Origin of the sequence: Kitasatospora sp. NPDC058063, assembly GCF_042885395.1 — a bacterium.
GTDB classification, from domain to species: domain Bacteria; phylum Actinomycetota; class Actinomycetes; order Streptomycetales; family Streptomycetaceae; genus Kitasatospora; species Kitasatospora lactacystinica.
The window spans coordinates 100,758-117,671 of the sequence record NZ_JBHVSD010000003.1 but is presented as its reverse complement, the minus strand read 5'-3'; the positions used below and the strand labels follow the sequence as shown (position 1 = coordinate 117,671).

Genomic DNA, 16,914 nt, shown 5'->3' with positions numbered 1-16,914 from the left:
CTGACGATCCGATGGAGAAATCCGCACCATGCAAAGAGTCTGCCTCGCCCTGCCCACCATGCGGCCCTGCCCCGACACCATCGCGGAACTCGCCGAGGAGGCGGCCTACGCCGTCGCAACCTTCGGGGTCGAGGTGCACCTCCTCGTCCTCGACACCACCGACGCCGTCGGGTTCGCGGAGAACGCGGGCGCCGTGGCCGCGCTGGAGCCGACCCCCGGCGTGGCCGTCCACCACCTGAGCGAGGCGGGGCAGCGGGAGTTCCTGCGCCGGGTGTCCGAGCGCTCCGGCGCCGCCGACCCCGAACTGCTGCTCGACCTGATGCTCCCGCGGGCCGTCGCGTACGGTTCCTGCGTCAACCGGCTCTTCCTGGGCGCGGCCGCCCTGGGCTGCACCTCGGCGCACCTGCGCAACGACGACGCCGACTTCCAGGTCGTCGACGGCCGGAAGGTCTTCCCGATCCACCACGAGCTGCTCTCGATCGGCCGCCCGGCCGGCGAGGCCGCGGCCGGCGTGTCCCGCTCCGAGCTCGACCCGGCCGACGCGGACAAGCCGGTGATGCTGGTCAGCGGCTCCTTCATCGGCGAACTCAACGTGGACATCAGCGAGATCCACGAGATGGACCCGGCCGTCTACCGCGACGTGGTGCGCCTGTGGACCCCGCCGGTGTGGTCGGAGGGGGAGAGGGACGCGATGGTGGACGTCTCCTTCAAGGGCGCCGGCTCCGAGCCGTTCAGCACCGACGAATCCGTCCTCGGCGTGCCCGACATCTGGGACGTCTACATGTGCAACATCGCCCTGGACCACCGGGCCTACGAGGTGCTGCCGCTGCTGCCCTCGATCGAGACCATCGGCAGCGACTACGCCCTGCTGCACGCCATGGTCCACTCCCGGCTGCCCGGCGTCGTCCACAACCGCCACATCGTCAACTACTACACGCCCGAGCGCCGCACCGGCACCGGCTTCGTCTCCTACCAGATGCGGTTCGTCAAGTTCCTGCTCTCGATGCTGTACCTGTACCCGGTCTACGGCGGGATGATCGACCTCGGCCGCGGGCTGCTGGACGAGCGGCACGGGCTGAAGGTCGAGCCGATCCTCGACCTGGTGCGGGGCAGCGTCGACTGGGACCAGGCCGGGAACGTGCACTGCCTGGACGTCCTGGACCGCTCCTACCGCAAGCTGGGCGGCAAGTACGCCGAGCTCGCGGACGTGGTGGCCGGGCAGCGGCAGCAGCTCCTGGACGAGGCCCGGCAGGACGCCGAGCGGTGGGCGGTGCTGCTGGAGGCCTGGGCGCCGATGGTGGCCGCCGCCCGCGCGGAGGGGCTCGACGCCGGCACGGACGGCGCGGACACCGGCACGGAGGCGCCGGCTCGGTGAGCGAGGACCTCCGGATCCGGCAGCTGGCCGACGACGACTGGGACGCCGTGGTCGCGCTGGAGCACGACGCCTACGCGGCCGACGACCTGTCCGAGGGCCGGGAAGCACTCCAGTCGCGCGCCCGCAGCTCGCCCGGCACCTGCTTCGTGCTGGAACAGCACGGCGTGGTCCGCGGCTACCTGCTGAGCCTGCCCTACCCGCCGCTGCGCTGCCCGGACCTCAGCCGCCCGGAGGAGCAGGCCTTCCGCTCGACCAACCTGCACGTGCACGACCTGGTGATCGCCGAGGACCTGCGCGGACGGGAGGTCGCGCTGGGCTTCATCCGGCACTTCCGGGAGCACGCGAGCGGGCAGGGCTACGAGCGGATCTCGATGGTCGCGGTGCGCGGGGCGGACATCCTGCTCCGGCTGCTCGGCTACCGGGCGCACCGGGAGGTGCCGGTACCCGCCTGCTACGGGCGACGGGCGGTGTACATGTCGATGCCGGTGCGCTGACCTGCGCGGATACGCGGACGGATGATCACTCGTTCGGCCTAGTTCGACCGGCGAAGATCACCCCGTCGGGTGAAGCTGGTGGCGGCTGCGCCCCCGCGCCGCCGCCGGCAGTACCCCCCGTACCCGGCCGTACGCCCGAGGAGCAGCGCATGAAGGCCGCCGTCGTCCGCGATTTCACCGCACCGCTGGTCGTCGAGGACCAGCCGGTACCCGAGCCGGCCGCGCACCAGGTCCGGGTCCGGATCGAGGCCTCCGGCCTCTGCCACACCGACATCCACGCCGCCCACGGCGACTGGCCGGTCAAGCCCAGCCCGCCGTTCGTGCCCGGGCACGAGGGCGTCGGCATCGTCGAGGCGGCCGGCGGCCTGGTCCGGCACGTCCGGGTGGGCGAGCGGGTCGCCATCCCCTGGCTCGCGGACGCCTGCGGGCGCTGCGACCACTGCGTCTCCGGCTGGGAGACCCTCTGCCTCCAGCAGCACAACAGCGGCTACTCCGTGGACGGCGCCTACGCCGAGTACGCGATCGCGCACGGCGACTACGTCGTCCCCGTCCCCGACGGCATCGACCCGCTGGACGCCGCGCCGCTGTCCTGCGCGGGCGTCACCACCTACAAGGCGCTCAAGGTCTCCGGAGCCGGGCCCGGCACCCGGGTGCTGGTCTCCGGCATCGGCGGGCTCGGCCATCTGGCACTGCAGTACGCCCGCGTCTTCGGCGCCGAGACCATCGCCGTCGACGTCACCGACGACAAACTCGCCCTGGCCCGCGACCTCGGCGCCGACCACGTCCTCGACGCCCGCACCCAGGACGTCGCCGCCGAGGTCCAGGCCCTCGGAGGCGCCCACGCGGCGATCGCCCTCGCCGTCAGCAACGCCTCCTTCCAGGCCGCCTACGGCGCCCTGCGCCGCGGCGGCACCCTCGTCCTGGTCGCCCTCCCGGCCGGCGGCAAGCTCGAACTTCCCGTCTTCGAGACGGTGTTGAACGGCACCAAGGTGATCGGCTCGATCGTCGGCACCCGCGAGGACCTCGCCGAGGTCTTCCGGCTGCACGCCCTCGGCCGCACCCGGGTGATCCGCGAGACCCGCCGCCTCGACGACGTGAACGCCTGCTTCGACGAGGTGCTGAGCGGCAAGGTCTCCGCCCGCCTGGTCTTCGACCTGCGCTGACGGCCCCCGGCCCGCCACCCGGCCGGTCAATTCGGCGGCGCGCCCGGCCGGGTGGCGGGCACAATGCCCGGATGCCGCCACTGCTGCACGCCGCCGCCCGCAACCCCGCCCTGCCGCCCGACCTTCTCGGACGGCTGCTCGACGCCGCCGACACCGACGAGGAGCTGGCCGACGCCCTCGCGGACCGGCCGGACCTCGACCCGGCGCAGGCCCGTCGGCTCGCCGGACGCGACGAGGACAGCGCCGTCCGGCTCGCCCGCGGCGGCGCGCTGCGCACCACGGACGTCGACCCGGTCACCCGCCCGCTGGTCGCGCTCACCCTGCTGGACGAGGGACGCGGGGACCCGGCGTGGGCCCGGCAACTGGCCCGGGACCCGGACCCGTACGTCCGGATGCGGCTCTGCTCCTGCCCCGGGCTGCCGGACGAGGCCGCCGAGCTCCTCGCGACGGACGAGGACACCGCCGTGCTGGCCGAACTCGGCCTCCACACCCGCCGGTCGGACCTGTTGGCCCGGCTCGCCGCCCACCCCGAGGCCGAGGTCCGGCGATGGGTCGCGGCGAACGAGGCCGCTCCACCCCGGCTGCTGACGGCGCTCCTGGCCGACGAGGACGTCCGGACCCGCGGCCAGGCGGCGGGCAACCCCACGACCCCGGGTGCGGCGGCCGCCCGGCGTATCGACGACCACCCGCTGGTCCGGCAGCGGCTCTCCGAACACCCCGCGCTGCCCGTGGAGAGCTACCACCGGCTCGCCGAGGACCCGGCCCTGCGGGTCCGGGGCAGCCTCGCCGAGAACCCCGGGATCGATCTGCCGCTGATGCACCGGCTCCTCGACGACGAGGACCCCGACGTCCGACGCCGGCTCGCCCGCCACCCGCACCTCCCGCTCGACCTCCTCCAACGGCTCGCCGTCGCCGTCCGGATCGGCGCCGCCCTGCTCCCCCGGATCGCCCGCGCCGCCCCGGACGAACTCACCGCGCTCGCGGGCTCCTCGGAACCCCGGGTGCGGATGCTCGTCGCAGAGCACCGCGACCTGCCCGCCGCCGTACGGGACCGGCTCGCCGCCGACCCGGACGCCGCCGTCGCGAAGGCGGTCGCCCCGCACCCCGGCCTCACGTCCGCGCAACTCACCGCCGTGCTCGACCGGTTCGGCACCAAGGTGGCCACCGCCCTGGCCGCCAACCCAGACGCCCCGGCCGCCCTGCTCGACCGGATCGCCGCCACCGAGCCCGTCCCCATCAAGGCCCTGCGGGCCATCGCCGCCCACCGCCACGCCACCCCCGGCGCCCTCGCCCACTGCCTCGCCTCCCCCGACCCCCGCACGGCCGAGGCCGCGGCGGCCAACCCGGCCCTGCCCCCGGACGTGCTGAGGGCGCTGGTCGGCTGACGCGCGCCGTTCGGACCTGTCCGGATCAGGCCGCGACACCGGTGTGCGCGCAGCACGAGGCGCAGGTGGCCCCCTACCGACCCGGGACCGGGGCAGGGCCACCGCGGCCGGGGCCCGCGCGGCCGCCGGGCCGGGAGCCGGAGGCGGGCGACGGCGGGCGACGGCGGGTGAAGGCAGGCGAAGGCAGGTGAAGGCAACGCCCGGGCACGCTCCCGGCAGTCACCACCGGCCACGCCACGGCGCCCCGGTTCGTCCGGGTGGCGTTGCAGTTGCGTCTCCGTTCCGTTCGGCGTGGGTACGAAGTGGCCGGCGGTCCGGGATCGTGGGGGGCAACCACTCGTGCGGCAGGGGGAGTTGCCATGGGGGACGGCCGGGGGCCGGCACCGGATGCGGTGGCGGCGGCACTGCTGGGCGACGGGCCGCACCAGGCGGTGGCCGATGTCGTGCGGGCGCGGCTGCGGATGGTGCCGGAGGGCGCCGGGGCGCTCGCGGCGGCGCAGGCGAGCCCGGGGGACGCGCAGGCGCGGGCGCTGCTGGCCGCCGCCGTCGCGCACCTGCTGGCCACGGACCCGGCGTTCGCGCAGTACCTGGCCACCACCGCGCTCGGGAAGCCGGGCGATCCACCGACCGTCCAACTGCGGAGCGAGCCCGGCACCGTGCAGTTGCGGGTCGGCCCGCCGTCCGCACCGCCGCCGAAGGGCCCGAGTACCGTTCAGCTGCGGACCGGCCCCGCGGCCGCCCGTGCCCGGGCGCTCGCCGCCCGGCGGAGCAGTGCCGGGATCGTGGCGGCGCTCGTCCTGGTGCTGATCGCCGCGCTGGTCGCGCTCGGCGTCCACCTGGGCTCGCGCCCGCTGCTGAAGCCGGGCGGGCCCGGGCTGGCGCACGCCGCGCAGCCGCTGGGCGACCCGGTGCTGGTCCGGGGCGTGCTGCCCGACGAGGGGGCGATGCCGCGCGGGTGGCGGGTGCAGCGGGGGCCGGAGTCGGGGACGGGCCCGACCGACGCGGTGCCGTGCCTGCTGCCGGACGCCTGCGACCGGCAACTCGCCTCGGCCAGCGTGACGTTCGGCGCCGCTTCGGTGCAGACCGTGGAGTTCGACGTGGTCGCCTTCGCCTCCCCCGAGGCGGCCGCCAAGGCCTTCGACAGCGCACTCGAACGCACCGGCGGCGTGGAGTCGACGGCGGTGGCGATCCTGCGGATCGGCGACCGGAGCGCCACCCGGACCGTCGGTTCCTCGTCGGCGGTGGCGCTGGTCCAGGTCGGCGGCGTGCTGCTCCTGGTGCGGGACGACGGGCCGGGCGCCGCCCTGACCGCGCCCGGGCTGACGGTGTTCGCCCGGCTGCTCGCCGACCGCGCCCAGCAGGCCCAGGAGGGCCGCACTCCCGACGCCTCCGCCCGGGGGGCGACGAGCTGACGGTCGGCGCCCCCCGGCGCCCGGAGCGGGCGGGGAGCCGGGTCGTCGCCCGAATGCATGTATCGCTCCCTTGACTGGCGTCACGGACGCGCCATACTGGCCTCACTCCCCGCTCGCACAACGAGGTGCCCGCCCATGGAGCTCTCACCCTCCGCGCACGTGGACACGTTCTGCCGAGACCACCTCCCGCCCTTCGAGCAATGGCCCGAACTCCTATTCGAAATCCCGGAGTTGGCCTATCCCGATCGCCTGAACTGCGCAGCCGCCCTGCTCGACGACACCATCGAGCGCCTCGGCCCCGACCGGCCCTGCCTGCTCACCCCCACCGAACGGTGGTCCTACGGCGAACTGCGCGACCACGCCGACCGGATCGCCCGCCTGCTGACCGAGGACCTCGGCCTCGTCACCGGCAACCGGGTCCTGCTCCGCGGACCCAACACCCCCTGGCTGGCGGCCTGTTGGCTCGGCGTGCTGAAGGCCGGCGGGGTCGCCGTCACCACCATGCCGCTGCTGCGCGCCGCCGAACTGACCGAACTGCACGGCATCGCCCGGCCCGTCCTCGCCCTGTGCGACCACCGCTTCCTCGACGAGCTGCACCGGGCACGGACCCCCGGACTGCGCGTCCTCGGCTACGGCGGCCCCGGCCCCGAGGACCTCACCGCCCGCTGCGCCGCCAAGGCCGCCCGTTTCCCGGCCGTCCCGACCGCCGCCGACGACGTCGCGCTGATCGCCTTCACCTCCGGCACCACCGGCCACCCCAAGGCCACCCTGCACTTCCACCGCGACGTGCTCGCCATCGCCGACACCTTCTCCCGCCACCTGCTCCGCCCCACCCCCGAGGACCTCTTCGCCGGAACCCCGCCGCTCGGCTTCACCTTCGGCCTCGGCGGCCTGCTGGTCTTCCCACTGCGGGCGGGCGCCGCCGGCCTGCTGCTGGAGCACGCCACCCCGGAGCAGCTCGCCGAGCAGGTGCGCCGGCACCGGGTGAGCGTGCTGTTCACCGCGCCGACCGCCTACCGGGCCATCCTGGCCGCCGGGCTGGCGGACCGGCTCTCCGGGGTGCGGCACTGCGTCTCGGCGGGCGAGCCGCTGCCCGCCGCCGTCTGGCGGGCCTTCCACGAGGCCACCGGACAGCGGTTGATCGACGGCATCGGCGCCACCGAAATGCTGCACGTGTTCGTCTCGGCCGCCGGCGGGGACATCCGGCCCGGTTCCACCGGCCGGCCCGTCCCCGGCTTCCGGGCCGCGGTCCTGGACGGGCAGGGCCGTCCGGTGCCGGACGGCGAACCCGGGATGCTGGCGGTCAAGGGCCCGACCGGCTGCCGCTACCTGGACGACGAGCGCCAGCTGGACTACGTCCGCGGCGGCTGGAACCTCACCGGCGACACCTACGTCCGGGACGGCGACGGCTACTTCTGGTTCCGGGCCCGCAACGACGACATGATCGTCTCGGCCGGCTACAACATCGCCGGGCCCGAGGTCGAGCAGGCGCTCGCCACCCACCCCGACGTGGCCGACTGCGCGGTGGTCGGCGCGCCGGACGAGCGGCGCGGCACGGTGGTCAAGGCGTACGTGGTGCTGCGCCCGGGCGTCCCGGAGGGGCCGGAGACGGCGCGCGGGCTCCAGGAGCACGTCAAGCGCACCATCGCACCGTACAAGTACCCGCGGGCGGTCGAGTTCGTACCCGGGCTGCCGCGCACCGCGACCGGCAAGCTGCACCGCGCCGAGCTGCGTCGACGGGCCGCACCGACCCCGGCCAGCGTCACCGTCGAGCGCCGGGTGGAGTGGTTCGACACCGACGCCGCCGGGCACTACCACTTCTCCGCCGTGCAGCGCTGGGCCGAGGCGGCGGAGGCGGCCCTGCTGCGCAGGCTCGGACTGGCCGACCTGTTCGGGCGGATCCCCCGGGTGCACTTCGAGGCCGACTACCGCGAACGGCTCTGGTTCGGCGACCTGGTCCGCACCGAGCTGCGGGTGGTCCGGGTCGGCGGCTCCTCGCTGCACTACGCCTTCGAGGTGCACGGCCCGCACGGGCTGGCCGCGAAGGGGCGGATGTCGGTGGTGCACTCCGGACCGCACGACGGGGGCGCCGAGCCGTGGCCCTCACAGGTCCGCCGCACGCTGGCGGAGGCCGGGCCGCAGCGCCCGGAGGTGGCCGCATGAGCCCCGGGACGGCCGCCGGCGCCGGGGCGGCCGTCGACCCCGGACCGTCCGTCGGTCCCGGGGCGATCACCGCCCCCGAGGCGGCCGCATGAGCACCGCACGGGACCGTACCCGGATCGCCGTGATCGGCGGCGGCCCCGGCGGGCTCTACTTCGCCGCCCTGGCCAAGCAGCTGGCGCCCGACCGGGAGCTCACCGTCTTCGAACGGAACGGCCGGGACGACGAGTTCGGCTTCGGCGTGGTCTTCTCCGACGAGACCCTGGACGGCATCGCGAACGCCGACCCGCACGTCTTCGCCGCGATCAGCGCCGAGTTCGCCCGCTGGAGCGACATCGACATCCGCTTCGCGGGCGAGGTGCGCACCAGCGGCGGCCACGGCTTCGCCGCCCTGGACCGCAACCGGCTGCGCGCCGTCCTGCAACGGCGCTGCGCCGAGCTGGCGGTGGACGTGCGCTACCGGACCCCCGCCCCGCCCGTGGACCGGCTGGCCGCCGAGTACGACCTGGTGGTGGCCGCCGACGGCATCCGCTCCGGCACCCGGGCCGCCTTCCCGGAGAGCTTCCGTCCCGATCTGGACGAGCGCCACTGCCGCTACATGTGGCTCGCCACGGACAAGGTCTTCGAGGCCTTCACCTTCATCGTCGAGCGGTTCGACTTCGGCGTCCTCCAGGTGCACGCCTACCCGTACAGCGCCACCCGCTCGACCTTCATCGTCGAGGCGGCCGCGGACGCCTGGCGCCGCGCGGGCTTCGAGGCCCTCGCCGCACGGGAACCGGCGCGCGGCGAGAGCGATCTGGCGAGCGTGCGTCGCTGCGCGGAGCTGCTAGCCGGGCACCTGGACGGCCACCGGCTGATCCCCAACGCCTCCCGCTGGATCCGCTTCACCACGGTGCGCAACGCGAGCTGGCGCCACCGCAACGTGGTCCTGCTCGGCGACGCCGCGCACTCCGCGCACTTCTCGATCGGCTCGGGCACCAAGCTCGCCCTGGAGGACGCCCTCGCCCTGGCCGCCGCGCTGAGCGAACAGCCCACCCTGGACGAGGCGTTGGCCGGTTACGAGGCCGAGCGGCGCCCGGTGGTGGAGTCCACCCAGCGTGCCGCGCAGGCGAGTCTGGAGTGGTTCGAGACCATCGGGCGGCGGACCGGGCAGGACGCCGACCGGTTCGCCTTCAACCTGCTCACCCGCAGCCGGCGGGTCACTTACGGCAATCTGCGGGCCCGCGACCCCGCCTTCGTGGACGCCGTGGACACCGCCTTCGGCGGCTCTCCCGGGGTGCCGCCGATGTTCCGGCCGCTGAAGCTGGGCGCACTTGAGCTGCGCAACCGTGTCGTGGTGCCGCCGCTCGCCACCTTCACCTCCCCCGACGCGCTGCCCAGCGGCTTCGACCGGGCCCAGCTGACCGGGCACGCGCTCGGCGGCGCGGGGCTGGTGCTCGCCGGGATGACCGCGGTCGGCCCCGAGGGCCGGGCCACCGACCGCTGCCCGGGCCTGTGGACCGATCACCAGGAGGCCGCCTGGCACCGACTCGTCGGCGCTGTCAGAGCGGTGAGCGACACCCCGCTCGGCATCCAGCTGACCCACGCCGGCCGCCGGGGCGCGACCACCGCCCCCGGGCCGGACGGCATCGGCCGCCCGCTCACCGAAGGCTGGCCGCTGATCGCCCCCTCGGCCCTTCCCTGGGACGCCGACAGCCCCGTTCCGCACGAGGCGAACGACATCCAACTGGACGCCGTCACCGCGGACTTCGCAGCCTCCGCCGAGCGGGCCGCCCGGGCCGGCTTCGACGTGCTGGAGCTCCAGTTCGGCCACGGCCACCTGCTCTCCTCCTTCCTCTCCCCGCTCACCAACCGCCGCACCGACCGCTACGGCGGCCCGCTGGCCCACCGGCTGCGGCTGCCCCTGGAGGTACTGACGGCGGTACGGGCCGTCTGGCCGGCCGGCCGCCCGCTGCTGGTGCGGATCTCGGCGAGCGACTGGGCGCCCGGCGGCACCACCGAGGAGGAGGCGGTGGCGATCTGCCGCGCGCTCGCCGGGGCCGGGGCGGACGCGCTGGACGTCTCCACCGGCGAGGTGGTGGCGCACCAGCGGCCGCCGTACGGGCGCGGCTACCAGACGCCCTTCGCCGAGCTGGTCCGCGCCGCCACCGGCCTGCCGACCATCGCGGTCGGCGCGATCTCCGGGTTCGACGACGCCGACTCCGTGCTGCTGGCCGGGCGGGCCGACCTGGTCGCGGTCGGCCGCGCCCAGCTGTACGACCCGCTCTGGACCCTGCACGCCGCCGCCGAGCGGGGCCACACCGGGCCGGGCGCCCGCTGGCCCCGGCCGTGGGCGGCGGGCAGCCGCAGGCCGCCGGGCCCGAACGCCGACCGGGTCGCCCCGCGCCTGCACCTACTGCGCGAGCCGCCCGCACCCGTCCACCGCCGCTGGTCACCGCCCCTTCCTTCCGACACCGCCGAGGAGTGACGAGGAGCCATGCCCCACCTGCCCCGCTTCACCGCCGCCGCCGTCCAGGCCGCCCCGGTCTACCTGGACCCGGCCGCCACCGTCGACAAGGCCGTCGCGCTGATCCACGAGGCGGCCGGGCACGGCGCCGAACTGGTGGTCTTCCCCGAGGTCTTCGTGCCCGGCTACCCGTACTGGAACTGGACGATGAATCCGGTGCAGGGCTCGCCCTGGTTCGAGCGCCTGTACCGGGCCGCCGTCGACGTCCCCGGCCCGTACGTCGACACCCTGCGGGCCGCCGCCCGGCAGGCCGGCGTGGTGCTGGTGATCGGGATCAACGAACGCGGCGGGCCCGGCCTCGGACTGTTGTACAACACCCTGCTGATCATCGACGCGGACGGCGAACTCCTTAGCGTCCACCGCAAGTTGATGCCGACCTGGGCCGAAAAACTGACCTGGGGCCAGGGCGACGGGAGCACCCTCACGGTGCACCCCACCGCCGTCGGCCCGCTCGGCGCGCTGGCCTGCGGCGAGAACACCAATCCGCTGGCCCGCTTCACCCTGCTGGCCCAGGGCGAACTGGTCCACGCCGCCTGCTACATCGCGCTGCCGGTGGGCCCGGAGGACTACGACATGGCGGACTCGATCGCGCTGCGCACCGCCGCGCACTGCTTCGAGGGCAAGGTGTTCTCCGTCGTCTCCTGTTCCACCCTCTCGCCCGGGATGGTGGACCTGATCGCCGGCGACGACCCGCAGGTCCGCAAGCAGCTCGCCCGCCCGCACAGCGCCCTGTCCGGGATCTTCGGCCCGGACGGCCGCCCCGTCACCGAACCGCTGGTGGACGAGGAGGGCATCGTCTACGCCGAGATCGACCTCGGCCGCTGCATCCAGCCCAAGCAGATGCACGACATCGTCGGGCACTACAACCGCTTCGACGTCTTCCGGCTGCACGTGGACAACCGCCCGCTGCGGCCGCTGACGCTCCCCGAGGAGGAGGCATGACCAGCCCCGAGACCACCCCCGGCCACCACGCTCACGACGACGACCGGATCGGCCGGGCCCGGGTCACCGACAGCCCCGAACTGCTGACCTACTACAAGGAGTTGGCCGAGCACGAGGCGGGCGCCCTGTGGACGGTCGCGAACGAGATCGAACCCTGGTACCCGCAGCCGAGGTCCGTCCCGGTGCTCTGGCGCTACGCCGACCTCCGCCCGCTGGTGCGCAAGGCGCTGCCGCTGGTGAAGGCCGACGACGCCGGCCGCCGGGTGGTGATGCTGGTGAACCCCGGCCGCCGCGAACTGAGCGCCGCCGTCGGCCTGTTGTACACCGGCCTGCAGATCATGGGGCCCGGCGAGGCGATGACGGCGCACCGCCACCAGGCCTCCGCGCTGCGCTTCGTCCACGAGGGCACCGGCGCCTGGACCGTCGTGGACGGACAGAAGCTGAAGGTCGGCCCGCGCGACTTCGCGATCACCCCGAACAACACCTGGCACGAGCACGGCAACGAGGCCGACGACGCCCCGGTGATCTGGCAGGACGGCCTGGACATCCCGCTGGTCAACACCCTCGACGCCAACTTCTACGAGGTCCACCCGGAGCTGCACCAGCGACCGGGGCCGGTCACCGGCTCCTCGCTGCTCAGCTACGGCGGCAACCTGCTGCCGTACGGCGCCGAGAAGTGGACCCGGCCGTACTCCCCGCTGCTCGGCTGGCCCTGGGAGCCCAGCTACCACGCGCTGCGCCGGCTCGCCCGCGCCACCGAGGGATCGCCCTACGACGGCGTGATCATGGAGTACACCAACCCGGTCACCGGCGGCCCGGTGATGCCGACCATGTCCGCCCACCTGCAACTGCTGCGCCCGGGCCAGGCCACCCGCGCCCACCGGCACACCGGCTCGGTGGTGTACACCGCGGCCAAGGGACGCGGCGCCTCGGTGATCGCCGGACAGCGCTTCGCATGGCAGCAGGGCGACATCTTCGTCGTCCCGTCCTGGGCGTGGCACGAGCACGAGAACCTCGACCGGAGCGAGGACGCCTGCCTGTTCTCCTTCAACGACTTCCCGGTGATGCACGCGCTCGGCCTCCACCGCGAGGAGGCCCACCCGGACGGGCAGCAGCCCACCGTCACCACCGCCTGACCAGGAGCCCCACCACCATGCACCTGCTGACCTTCCACACCCACGACGACGCCGGCCGCGCCGGGGACGACGGCCATGACGACACCCCGCGCCTCGGCGCCCGGATCGACGGCGACCGGGTCGTCGACCTGACCGCCCTCGCCACCGCCGCCGGGGTCCGACTGCCCCCCGACCTCCTCGGGTTGATCCGCGCCGGAGAACCGGCCCTGGCCACCGTCCGCGACCTGCTGGCCGGGGCCCCGGCCGGCCGGCCGCTCGCCGAGGTCTCGCTGTGCGCGCCGCTGCGCCCCGGCAAGATCGTCGGCGTCGGCCTCAACTACGTGGAGCACGTGGCCGAGTCGCACCGCACCCTGGACACCGACCGCGAACTGCCCGACCGGCCGGTGCTGTTCGGCAAGCCCTCGACCGCCGTCACCGGCCCGGGCGGCCCGATCCTGCACAACGCCGACCTCACCAAGCAGCTCGACTGGGAGTGCGAACTCGCCGTGGTGATCGGCGCACCGGCCTTCCGGGTGGCCGAGGCGGACGCGCTGCGGCACGTGTTCGGCTACAGCATCGTCAACGACATCAGTGCCCGGGACCAGCGCCGCTCCGGCCAGTGGTTCTTCTCCAAGGGCCAGGACAGCTACGCGCCGTTCGGCCCGGTCGTGGTGACCGCCGACGAGATCCCCGACCCGCAGCGGCTCGACCTCTCGCTCAAGGTCAACGGCGAGCTGCGGCAGGACTCCAACACCCGCCACATGCTGTTCGGCGTCGCCCGGCTGATCGCCGACATCTCCTCCGGCGTCACCCTGGAACCGGGCGACGTGATCTCCACCGGTTCCCCCTCCGGCGTCGGCGCCGGGATGGTGCCGCCGCAGTTCCTCCAGCCCGGCGACCTGGTCGAGGCCACCATCGAGCGGATCGGCACGCTCGCCAACCCGGTGATCGACGCCCGCTGACCCGCCCCGGACCGGAAAGGACCGTCCACCCGATGACCACCCACCGGATCGGCCAGATCGTCCCGAGCTCCAACGTCACCATGGAGACCGAGGTCCCCGCCCTGCTGCGGGCCCGCGAGGCCGTCGCCCCCGAGCGGTTCACCTTCCACTCCAGCCGGATGCGGATGACCAGGGTCACCCCCGAACAACTGCGCGCCATGGACGCCGAGTCCGACCGCTGCGCCGCCGAGCTGTCGGACGCCCGGGTGGACGTGATCGGCTACGCCTGCCTGGTCGCCGTGATGGCGACCGGCCCCGGCTACCACCGGCAGGCCGAACGGCGGCTGCACCTGCGCACCGTCCAGAACGGCGCCCCCGCGCCCGTGGTCACCAGCGCCGGCGCGCTCGTCGCCGGGCTGCACGAACTCGGGGCCGCGAAGGTCGCCATGGTCACCCCGTACCTGCGACCGCTGGCCCGGACGGTGGTCGAGTACCTCGCCGCCGAGGGCATCGAGGTGCTCGACCACGCCGCCCTGGAGATCGCCGACAACCTCGACGTCGCCGCCCACGACCCGGCCCTGCTGCCCGCCATCGCCCGCGGTCTCGCCCACGCCGAGGCGGACGCGGTGGTGCTCTCGGCCTGCGTGCAAATGCCCTCGCTGTCCGCGGTCGAGGAGGCCGAGCAGCAGTTGGGCAAGCCGGTGGTCTCGGCTGCCGTCTGCACCACCCACCAGCTCCTGCGGGCCCTCGGCCTGCCCGCCTTCGCGCCCGGCGCCGGACACCTGCTCTCCGGTGCCTACGCGTAGCCTCCCGGGCGCCTTGGGAACGCAGGATTGCACGCCCTCGGACCGGCACTCTCGTTATGATCGCCACCACCACCGGGGAGGAGGGCCCGCGCATGTCCGAGAACACGTCCCGGCCGAGCTCCCTGATCCACACCGTCTACGGCGAGTTCGTCCGCCGCCTCGGCGGCTGGATATCCATCGCCGACCTGATCGCGCTGCTGGCCGAGCTGGACGTCGACGGCCCGGCCGTCCGCTCGGCGATCTCGCGGTTGAAGAAGGCCGGCACCCTGCTCCAGGAGCGGCGCGCCGGCACGGGGTACCGGCTCGCGCTCGCGATGGAGCCGGTCTTCGAGGAGGGCGACCGGCGGATCTTCCACAGCCTGGAGCCGGCCGAACTCGCCGACGGCTGGGTGGTGGCGGTCTTCTCGGTACCCGAGTCCGCCCGCGCCCACCGCCACCAGCTGCGCTCCCGGCTGAGCTGGCTGGGCTTCGGCAACGCCGCCCCCGGGGTCTGGCTGGCACCGGCCCGGCTGCTGCCGGACGCCCGTCGGCTGCTGGACCGGCTCGGGCTGAGCGCCTACGTCCATCTGTTCCTCTCCGCCGAGTACGCCGGCTTCGCCGATCTCCCTACGGCAGTGGCGAGTTGGTGGGACCTCCCGGCGATCGAGGCGCAGTACGGGGCCTTCTCCGAGGCCTGGCACCCGGCCGCCGAGGAGCTGCGCGGACGGTCTCCGGTCGACCCGGCCGACGCCTTCCGCGACTACGTGCCGATGCTCACCCGGTGGCGCCGGCTGCCGTACCTGGATCCGGGGCTGCCCGCGCCGCTGCTGCCCGCCGACTGGAACGCGGTACCGGCGCGCGCGGTGTTCACCGAGTTGCACGGACTGCTCGCCGAGCCCAGCCTCCGGTACGTCGAGAAGGTCACCGGACTGTCCCGCCCCCAGGAGCCGCAATGACCGACCCCACCGATCCGGCGGTCCGACCCGCCTCCGCCGTTCCGGCGGGCCGCCCCACCCCCGCTGACCTGCTGATCCGCGCCGCCGCCGTGCACACCCTGGTGCCCGGCGAGCCGCCCCGGCGGGCGGTCGCCGTCACCGGTGGCCGGATCACCGCGCTCTCCGCCGCGCCCGACGGACTGGATGCCCTGATCGGCCCGGGCACCGAGGTGGTGGACGCCCCGGGCTCGACCGTGCTGCCCGCCTTCGACGACACCCACACCCACCTGGTCCTGGCCGGACACAGCGTCCACGGTGTGCCCGTCCACCGGGCCCGCGACCTCGCCGGATTCCTCGGCCTGATCCGCGAACGCGCCGCCCGCACCCCCGCCGGGGAGTGGATCCGCACCACGGTCAACTGGCAGGAGATCCTGCTGGCCGAGCAACGGATGCCCACCACCGGGGAGTTGGACAAAGCCACCGCCGAACACCCGGTGCTGGTGCGCCGCGGCGCGTACAACATGGTGCTCAACTCGGCCGCGCTGCGGCTGGCCGGGATCACCGACGCCATCGAGGCGCCGCCGGGCGGCGTGATCGAGCGCGACGAGCACGGGCGGCTCACCGGCCGGCTGATCGACCGGGCGGTCGAGCTGGTCGAGCGGGTGCTGCCGCGCCCGACCCTCACGGAGCGGATCGAGGGACTGCGCGCCGCCTCCGCCGACTTCGCCGCCACCGGGATCGGCACCGTCCGCGACTGCCTGGTCCCGGCCGAGGACCTCGACGTCCTGGACGCCGCCCGGGCCGAGGGCGCCCTGGCCGTCCGGGTCCGCGCACTGGTCTCCGGTTTCGCCGCCCGCACGCCGGCCCAGGTGGACGCGCTGCTGGACCGGATGGACGACTGGCGGGCGGCCGGCCGGGACGACGACCGACTGCGGCTCTGGGGCGTCAAGTTCGGGATCGACGGCGGCTTCGAGGCGGGCGCGGTGGAGGAGCCGTACCAGGGGCAGCCCTGCTACCACGGCCGGCTGCTCTGGGAGCCGGACGAGCTGCTCGCGGCGGTGGAGCGGGTGGTCGGGCGGGGCCGGCGGGTCGGTGTGCACGCCTGGGGCGACCGCGGGCTGCGGGTCCTGCTGGACGTCTTCGAGCAGGTGGTCGAGCGCCACCCCGGCCTGTCGCCGGGCACCCTGGTGGTCGAGCACGGCGGCCTGGCCCGCCCCGAGCAGCGGGCGCGGGCGATCGCGCTGGGCATCCCGGTGACGGTCCAGCACCCGCTGCTGCACGACGGCGCGCTCACCCAGCAGCGGGCCTGGGGCGAGGAGCGCACCGCCGCGCTCTTCCCGCTGCGCGAGTGGCTGGACGAGGGCGCGCTGATCACCGGCGGCTCGGACTTCCCGGTCGGCCCGTACGGCGCGATGCTGTCGGTGTGGGGCATGACCACCCGGGGCACCACGGCCGGGGTGGTCGGCCCGGAGCACGCGATCGGCCGGTCCGAGGCGGTCGCGCTGCACACCGTGAACGCGGCCCGGCTGACCGGCGAGAGCGCGGTGCGCGGCAGCCTGCGGCCGGGGGCGTTCGCCGACCTCACGGTGTGGCCGGTCGATCCGCTGGATCCGTCGGCCTGCCCGGTGGACGCGCTGCGCGAGCTGCGCCCCACCCGTACGGTGGTCGACGGCCTTACCGTGCACCGCGCCTGACGAATCG

General features: G+C 74.7%; 13 protein-coding genes and 1 pseudogene. All 14 read left to right on the top strand.

Translation table 11 applies throughout. The features are described from left to right. Window positions 1-28 precede the first annotated feature (28 nt). A complete protein-coding gene (locus ACFVUY_RS07125) occupies window positions 29-1,375 on the top strand; it encodes a DUF6271 family protein (protein WP_387727954.1) in 1,347 nt (448 codons plus the stop codon). Continuing rightward, window positions 1,372-1,869 carry a GNAT family N-acetyltransferase gene (locus tag ACFVUY_RS07120; RefSeq protein ID WP_380545771.1) on the top strand — a complete coding sequence of 166 codons (498 nt, stop codon included), beginning with the start codon at window positions 1,372-1,374 and terminating at the stop codon, window positions 1,867-1,869. Before ACFVUY_RS07125 ends, ACFVUY_RS07120 begins: the two co-directional genes overlap by 4 nt. Before the next feature lie 149 nt (window positions 1,870-2,018). Then, on the top strand, window positions 2,019-3,032 hold the full coding sequence (gene adhP / locus ACFVUY_RS07115; protein ID WP_387688129.1) for an alcohol dehydrogenase AdhP: 1,014 nt from the start codon (window positions 2,019-2,021) through the stop codon (window positions 3,030-3,032). 71 nt (window positions 3,033-3,103) lie between these two features. Continuing rightward, the gene (locus tag ACFVUY_RS07110) at window positions 3,104-4,417 is read left to right on the top strand and encodes a hypothetical protein (RefSeq protein ID WP_387727952.1); all 1,314 of its coding nucleotides are present in this window, start codon (window positions 3,104-3,106) and stop codon (window positions 4,415-4,417) included. Window positions 4,418-4,776: 359 nt separating this feature from the next. Continuing rightward, window positions 4,777-5,829, top strand: a complete 1,053-nt coding sequence (locus tag ACFVUY_RS07105; protein ID WP_387727950.1) for a hypothetical protein — start codon at window positions 4,777-4,779, stop codon at window positions 5,827-5,829. 135 nt (window positions 5,830-5,964) lie between these two features. Further along, window positions 5,965-7,575 (top strand): annotated as a pseudogene (locus ACFVUY_RS07100) (AMP-binding protein); the annotation flags it as partial. Window positions 7,576-7,608: 33 nt separating this feature from the next. Next, entirely contained in the window at window positions 7,609-7,992 is a 384-nt protein-coding gene (locus ACFVUY_RS07095) for an acyl-CoA thioesterase (RefSeq protein ID WP_387728216.1), read from the top strand. 88 nt (window positions 7,993-8,080) lie between these two features. Further along, complete coding sequence (locus ACFVUY_RS07090) at window positions 8,081-10,456, top strand: FAD-dependent monooxygenase (protein ID WP_387727948.1); 2,376 nt, start codon at window positions 8,081-8,083, stop codon at window positions 10,454-10,456. Window positions 10,457-10,465: 9 nt separating this feature from the next. Then, on the top strand, window positions 10,466-11,437 hold the full coding sequence (locus tag ACFVUY_RS07085; protein ID WP_387727946.1) for a carbon-nitrogen hydrolase family protein: 972 nt from the start codon (window positions 10,466-10,468) through the stop codon (window positions 11,435-11,437). Beyond that, entirely contained in the window at window positions 11,434-12,573 is a 1,140-nt protein-coding gene (locus ACFVUY_RS07080) for a cupin domain-containing protein (RefSeq protein ID WP_387727944.1), read from the top strand. The genes ACFVUY_RS07085 and ACFVUY_RS07080 overlap by 4 nt, the downstream gene beginning before the upstream one ends. 17 nt (window positions 12,574-12,590) lie before the next feature. Then, entirely contained in the window at window positions 12,591-13,514 is a 924-nt protein-coding gene (locus ACFVUY_RS07075) for a fumarylacetoacetate hydrolase family protein (protein ID WP_387727942.1), read from the top strand. A 32-nt stretch (window positions 13,515-13,546) separates the two neighbouring features. Then, the gene (locus tag ACFVUY_RS07070) at window positions 13,547-14,299 is read left to right on the top strand and encodes an Asp/Glu racemase (RefSeq protein WP_387727940.1); all 753 of its coding nucleotides are present in this window, start codon (window positions 13,547-13,549) and stop codon (window positions 14,297-14,299) included. Between the two features lie 92 nt (window positions 14,300-14,391). Then, the gene (locus ACFVUY_RS07065) at window positions 14,392-15,234 is read left to right on the top strand and encodes a PaaX family transcriptional regulator C-terminal domain-containing protein (protein ID WP_387727938.1); all 843 of its coding nucleotides are present in this window, start codon (window positions 14,392-14,394) and stop codon (window positions 15,232-15,234) included. Further along, window positions 15,231-16,907, top strand: a complete 1,677-nt coding sequence (locus ACFVUY_RS07060; protein ID WP_387727936.1) for an amidohydrolase — start codon at window positions 15,231-15,233, stop codon at window positions 16,905-16,907. Before ACFVUY_RS07065 ends, ACFVUY_RS07060 begins: the two co-directional genes overlap by 4 nt. Window positions 16,908-16,914: the final 7 nt, after the last annotated feature.

Bases quoted from the DNA above. Each gene is read 5' to 3' on its own strand.
- ACFVUY_RS07125 (WP_387727954.1), top strand. From the start codon at position 29: ATGCAAAGAGTCTGCCTCGCCCTGCCCACCATGCGGCCCTGCCCCGAC.
- adhP (WP_387688129.1), top strand. From the start codon at position 2,019: ATGAAGGCCGCCGTCGTCCGCGATTTCACCGCACCGCTGGTCGTCGAG.
- ACFVUY_RS07110 (WP_387727952.1), top strand. From the start codon at position 3,104: ATGCCGCCACTGCTGCACGCCGCCGCCCGCAACCCCGCCCTGCCGCCC.
- ACFVUY_RS07105 (WP_387727950.1), top strand. From the start codon at position 4,777: ATGGGGGACGGCCGGGGGCCGGCACCGGATGCGGTGGCGGCGGCACTG.
- ACFVUY_RS07090 (WP_387727948.1), top strand. From the start codon at position 8,081: ATGAGCACCGCACGGGACCGTACCCGGATCGCCGTGATCGGCGGCGGC.
- ACFVUY_RS07085 (WP_387727946.1), top strand. From the start codon at position 10,466: ATGCCCCACCTGCCCCGCTTCACCGCCGCCGCCGTCCAGGCCGCCCCG.
- ACFVUY_RS07080 (WP_387727944.1), top strand. From the start codon at position 11,434: ATGACCAGCCCCGAGACCACCCCCGGCCACCACGCTCACGACGACGAC.
- ACFVUY_RS07075 (WP_387727942.1), top strand. From the start codon at position 12,591: ATGCACCTGCTGACCTTCCACACCCACGACGACGCCGGCCGCGCCGGG.
- ACFVUY_RS07070 (WP_387727940.1), top strand. From the start codon at position 13,547: ATGACCACCCACCGGATCGGCCAGATCGTCCCGAGCTCCAACGTCACC.
- ACFVUY_RS07065 (WP_387727938.1), top strand. From the start codon at position 14,392: ATGTCCGAGAACACGTCCCGGCCGAGCTCCCTGATCCACACCGTCTAC.
- ACFVUY_RS07060 (WP_387727936.1), top strand. From the start codon at position 15,231: ATGACCGACCCCACCGATCCGGCGGTCCGACCCGCCTCCGCCGTTCCG.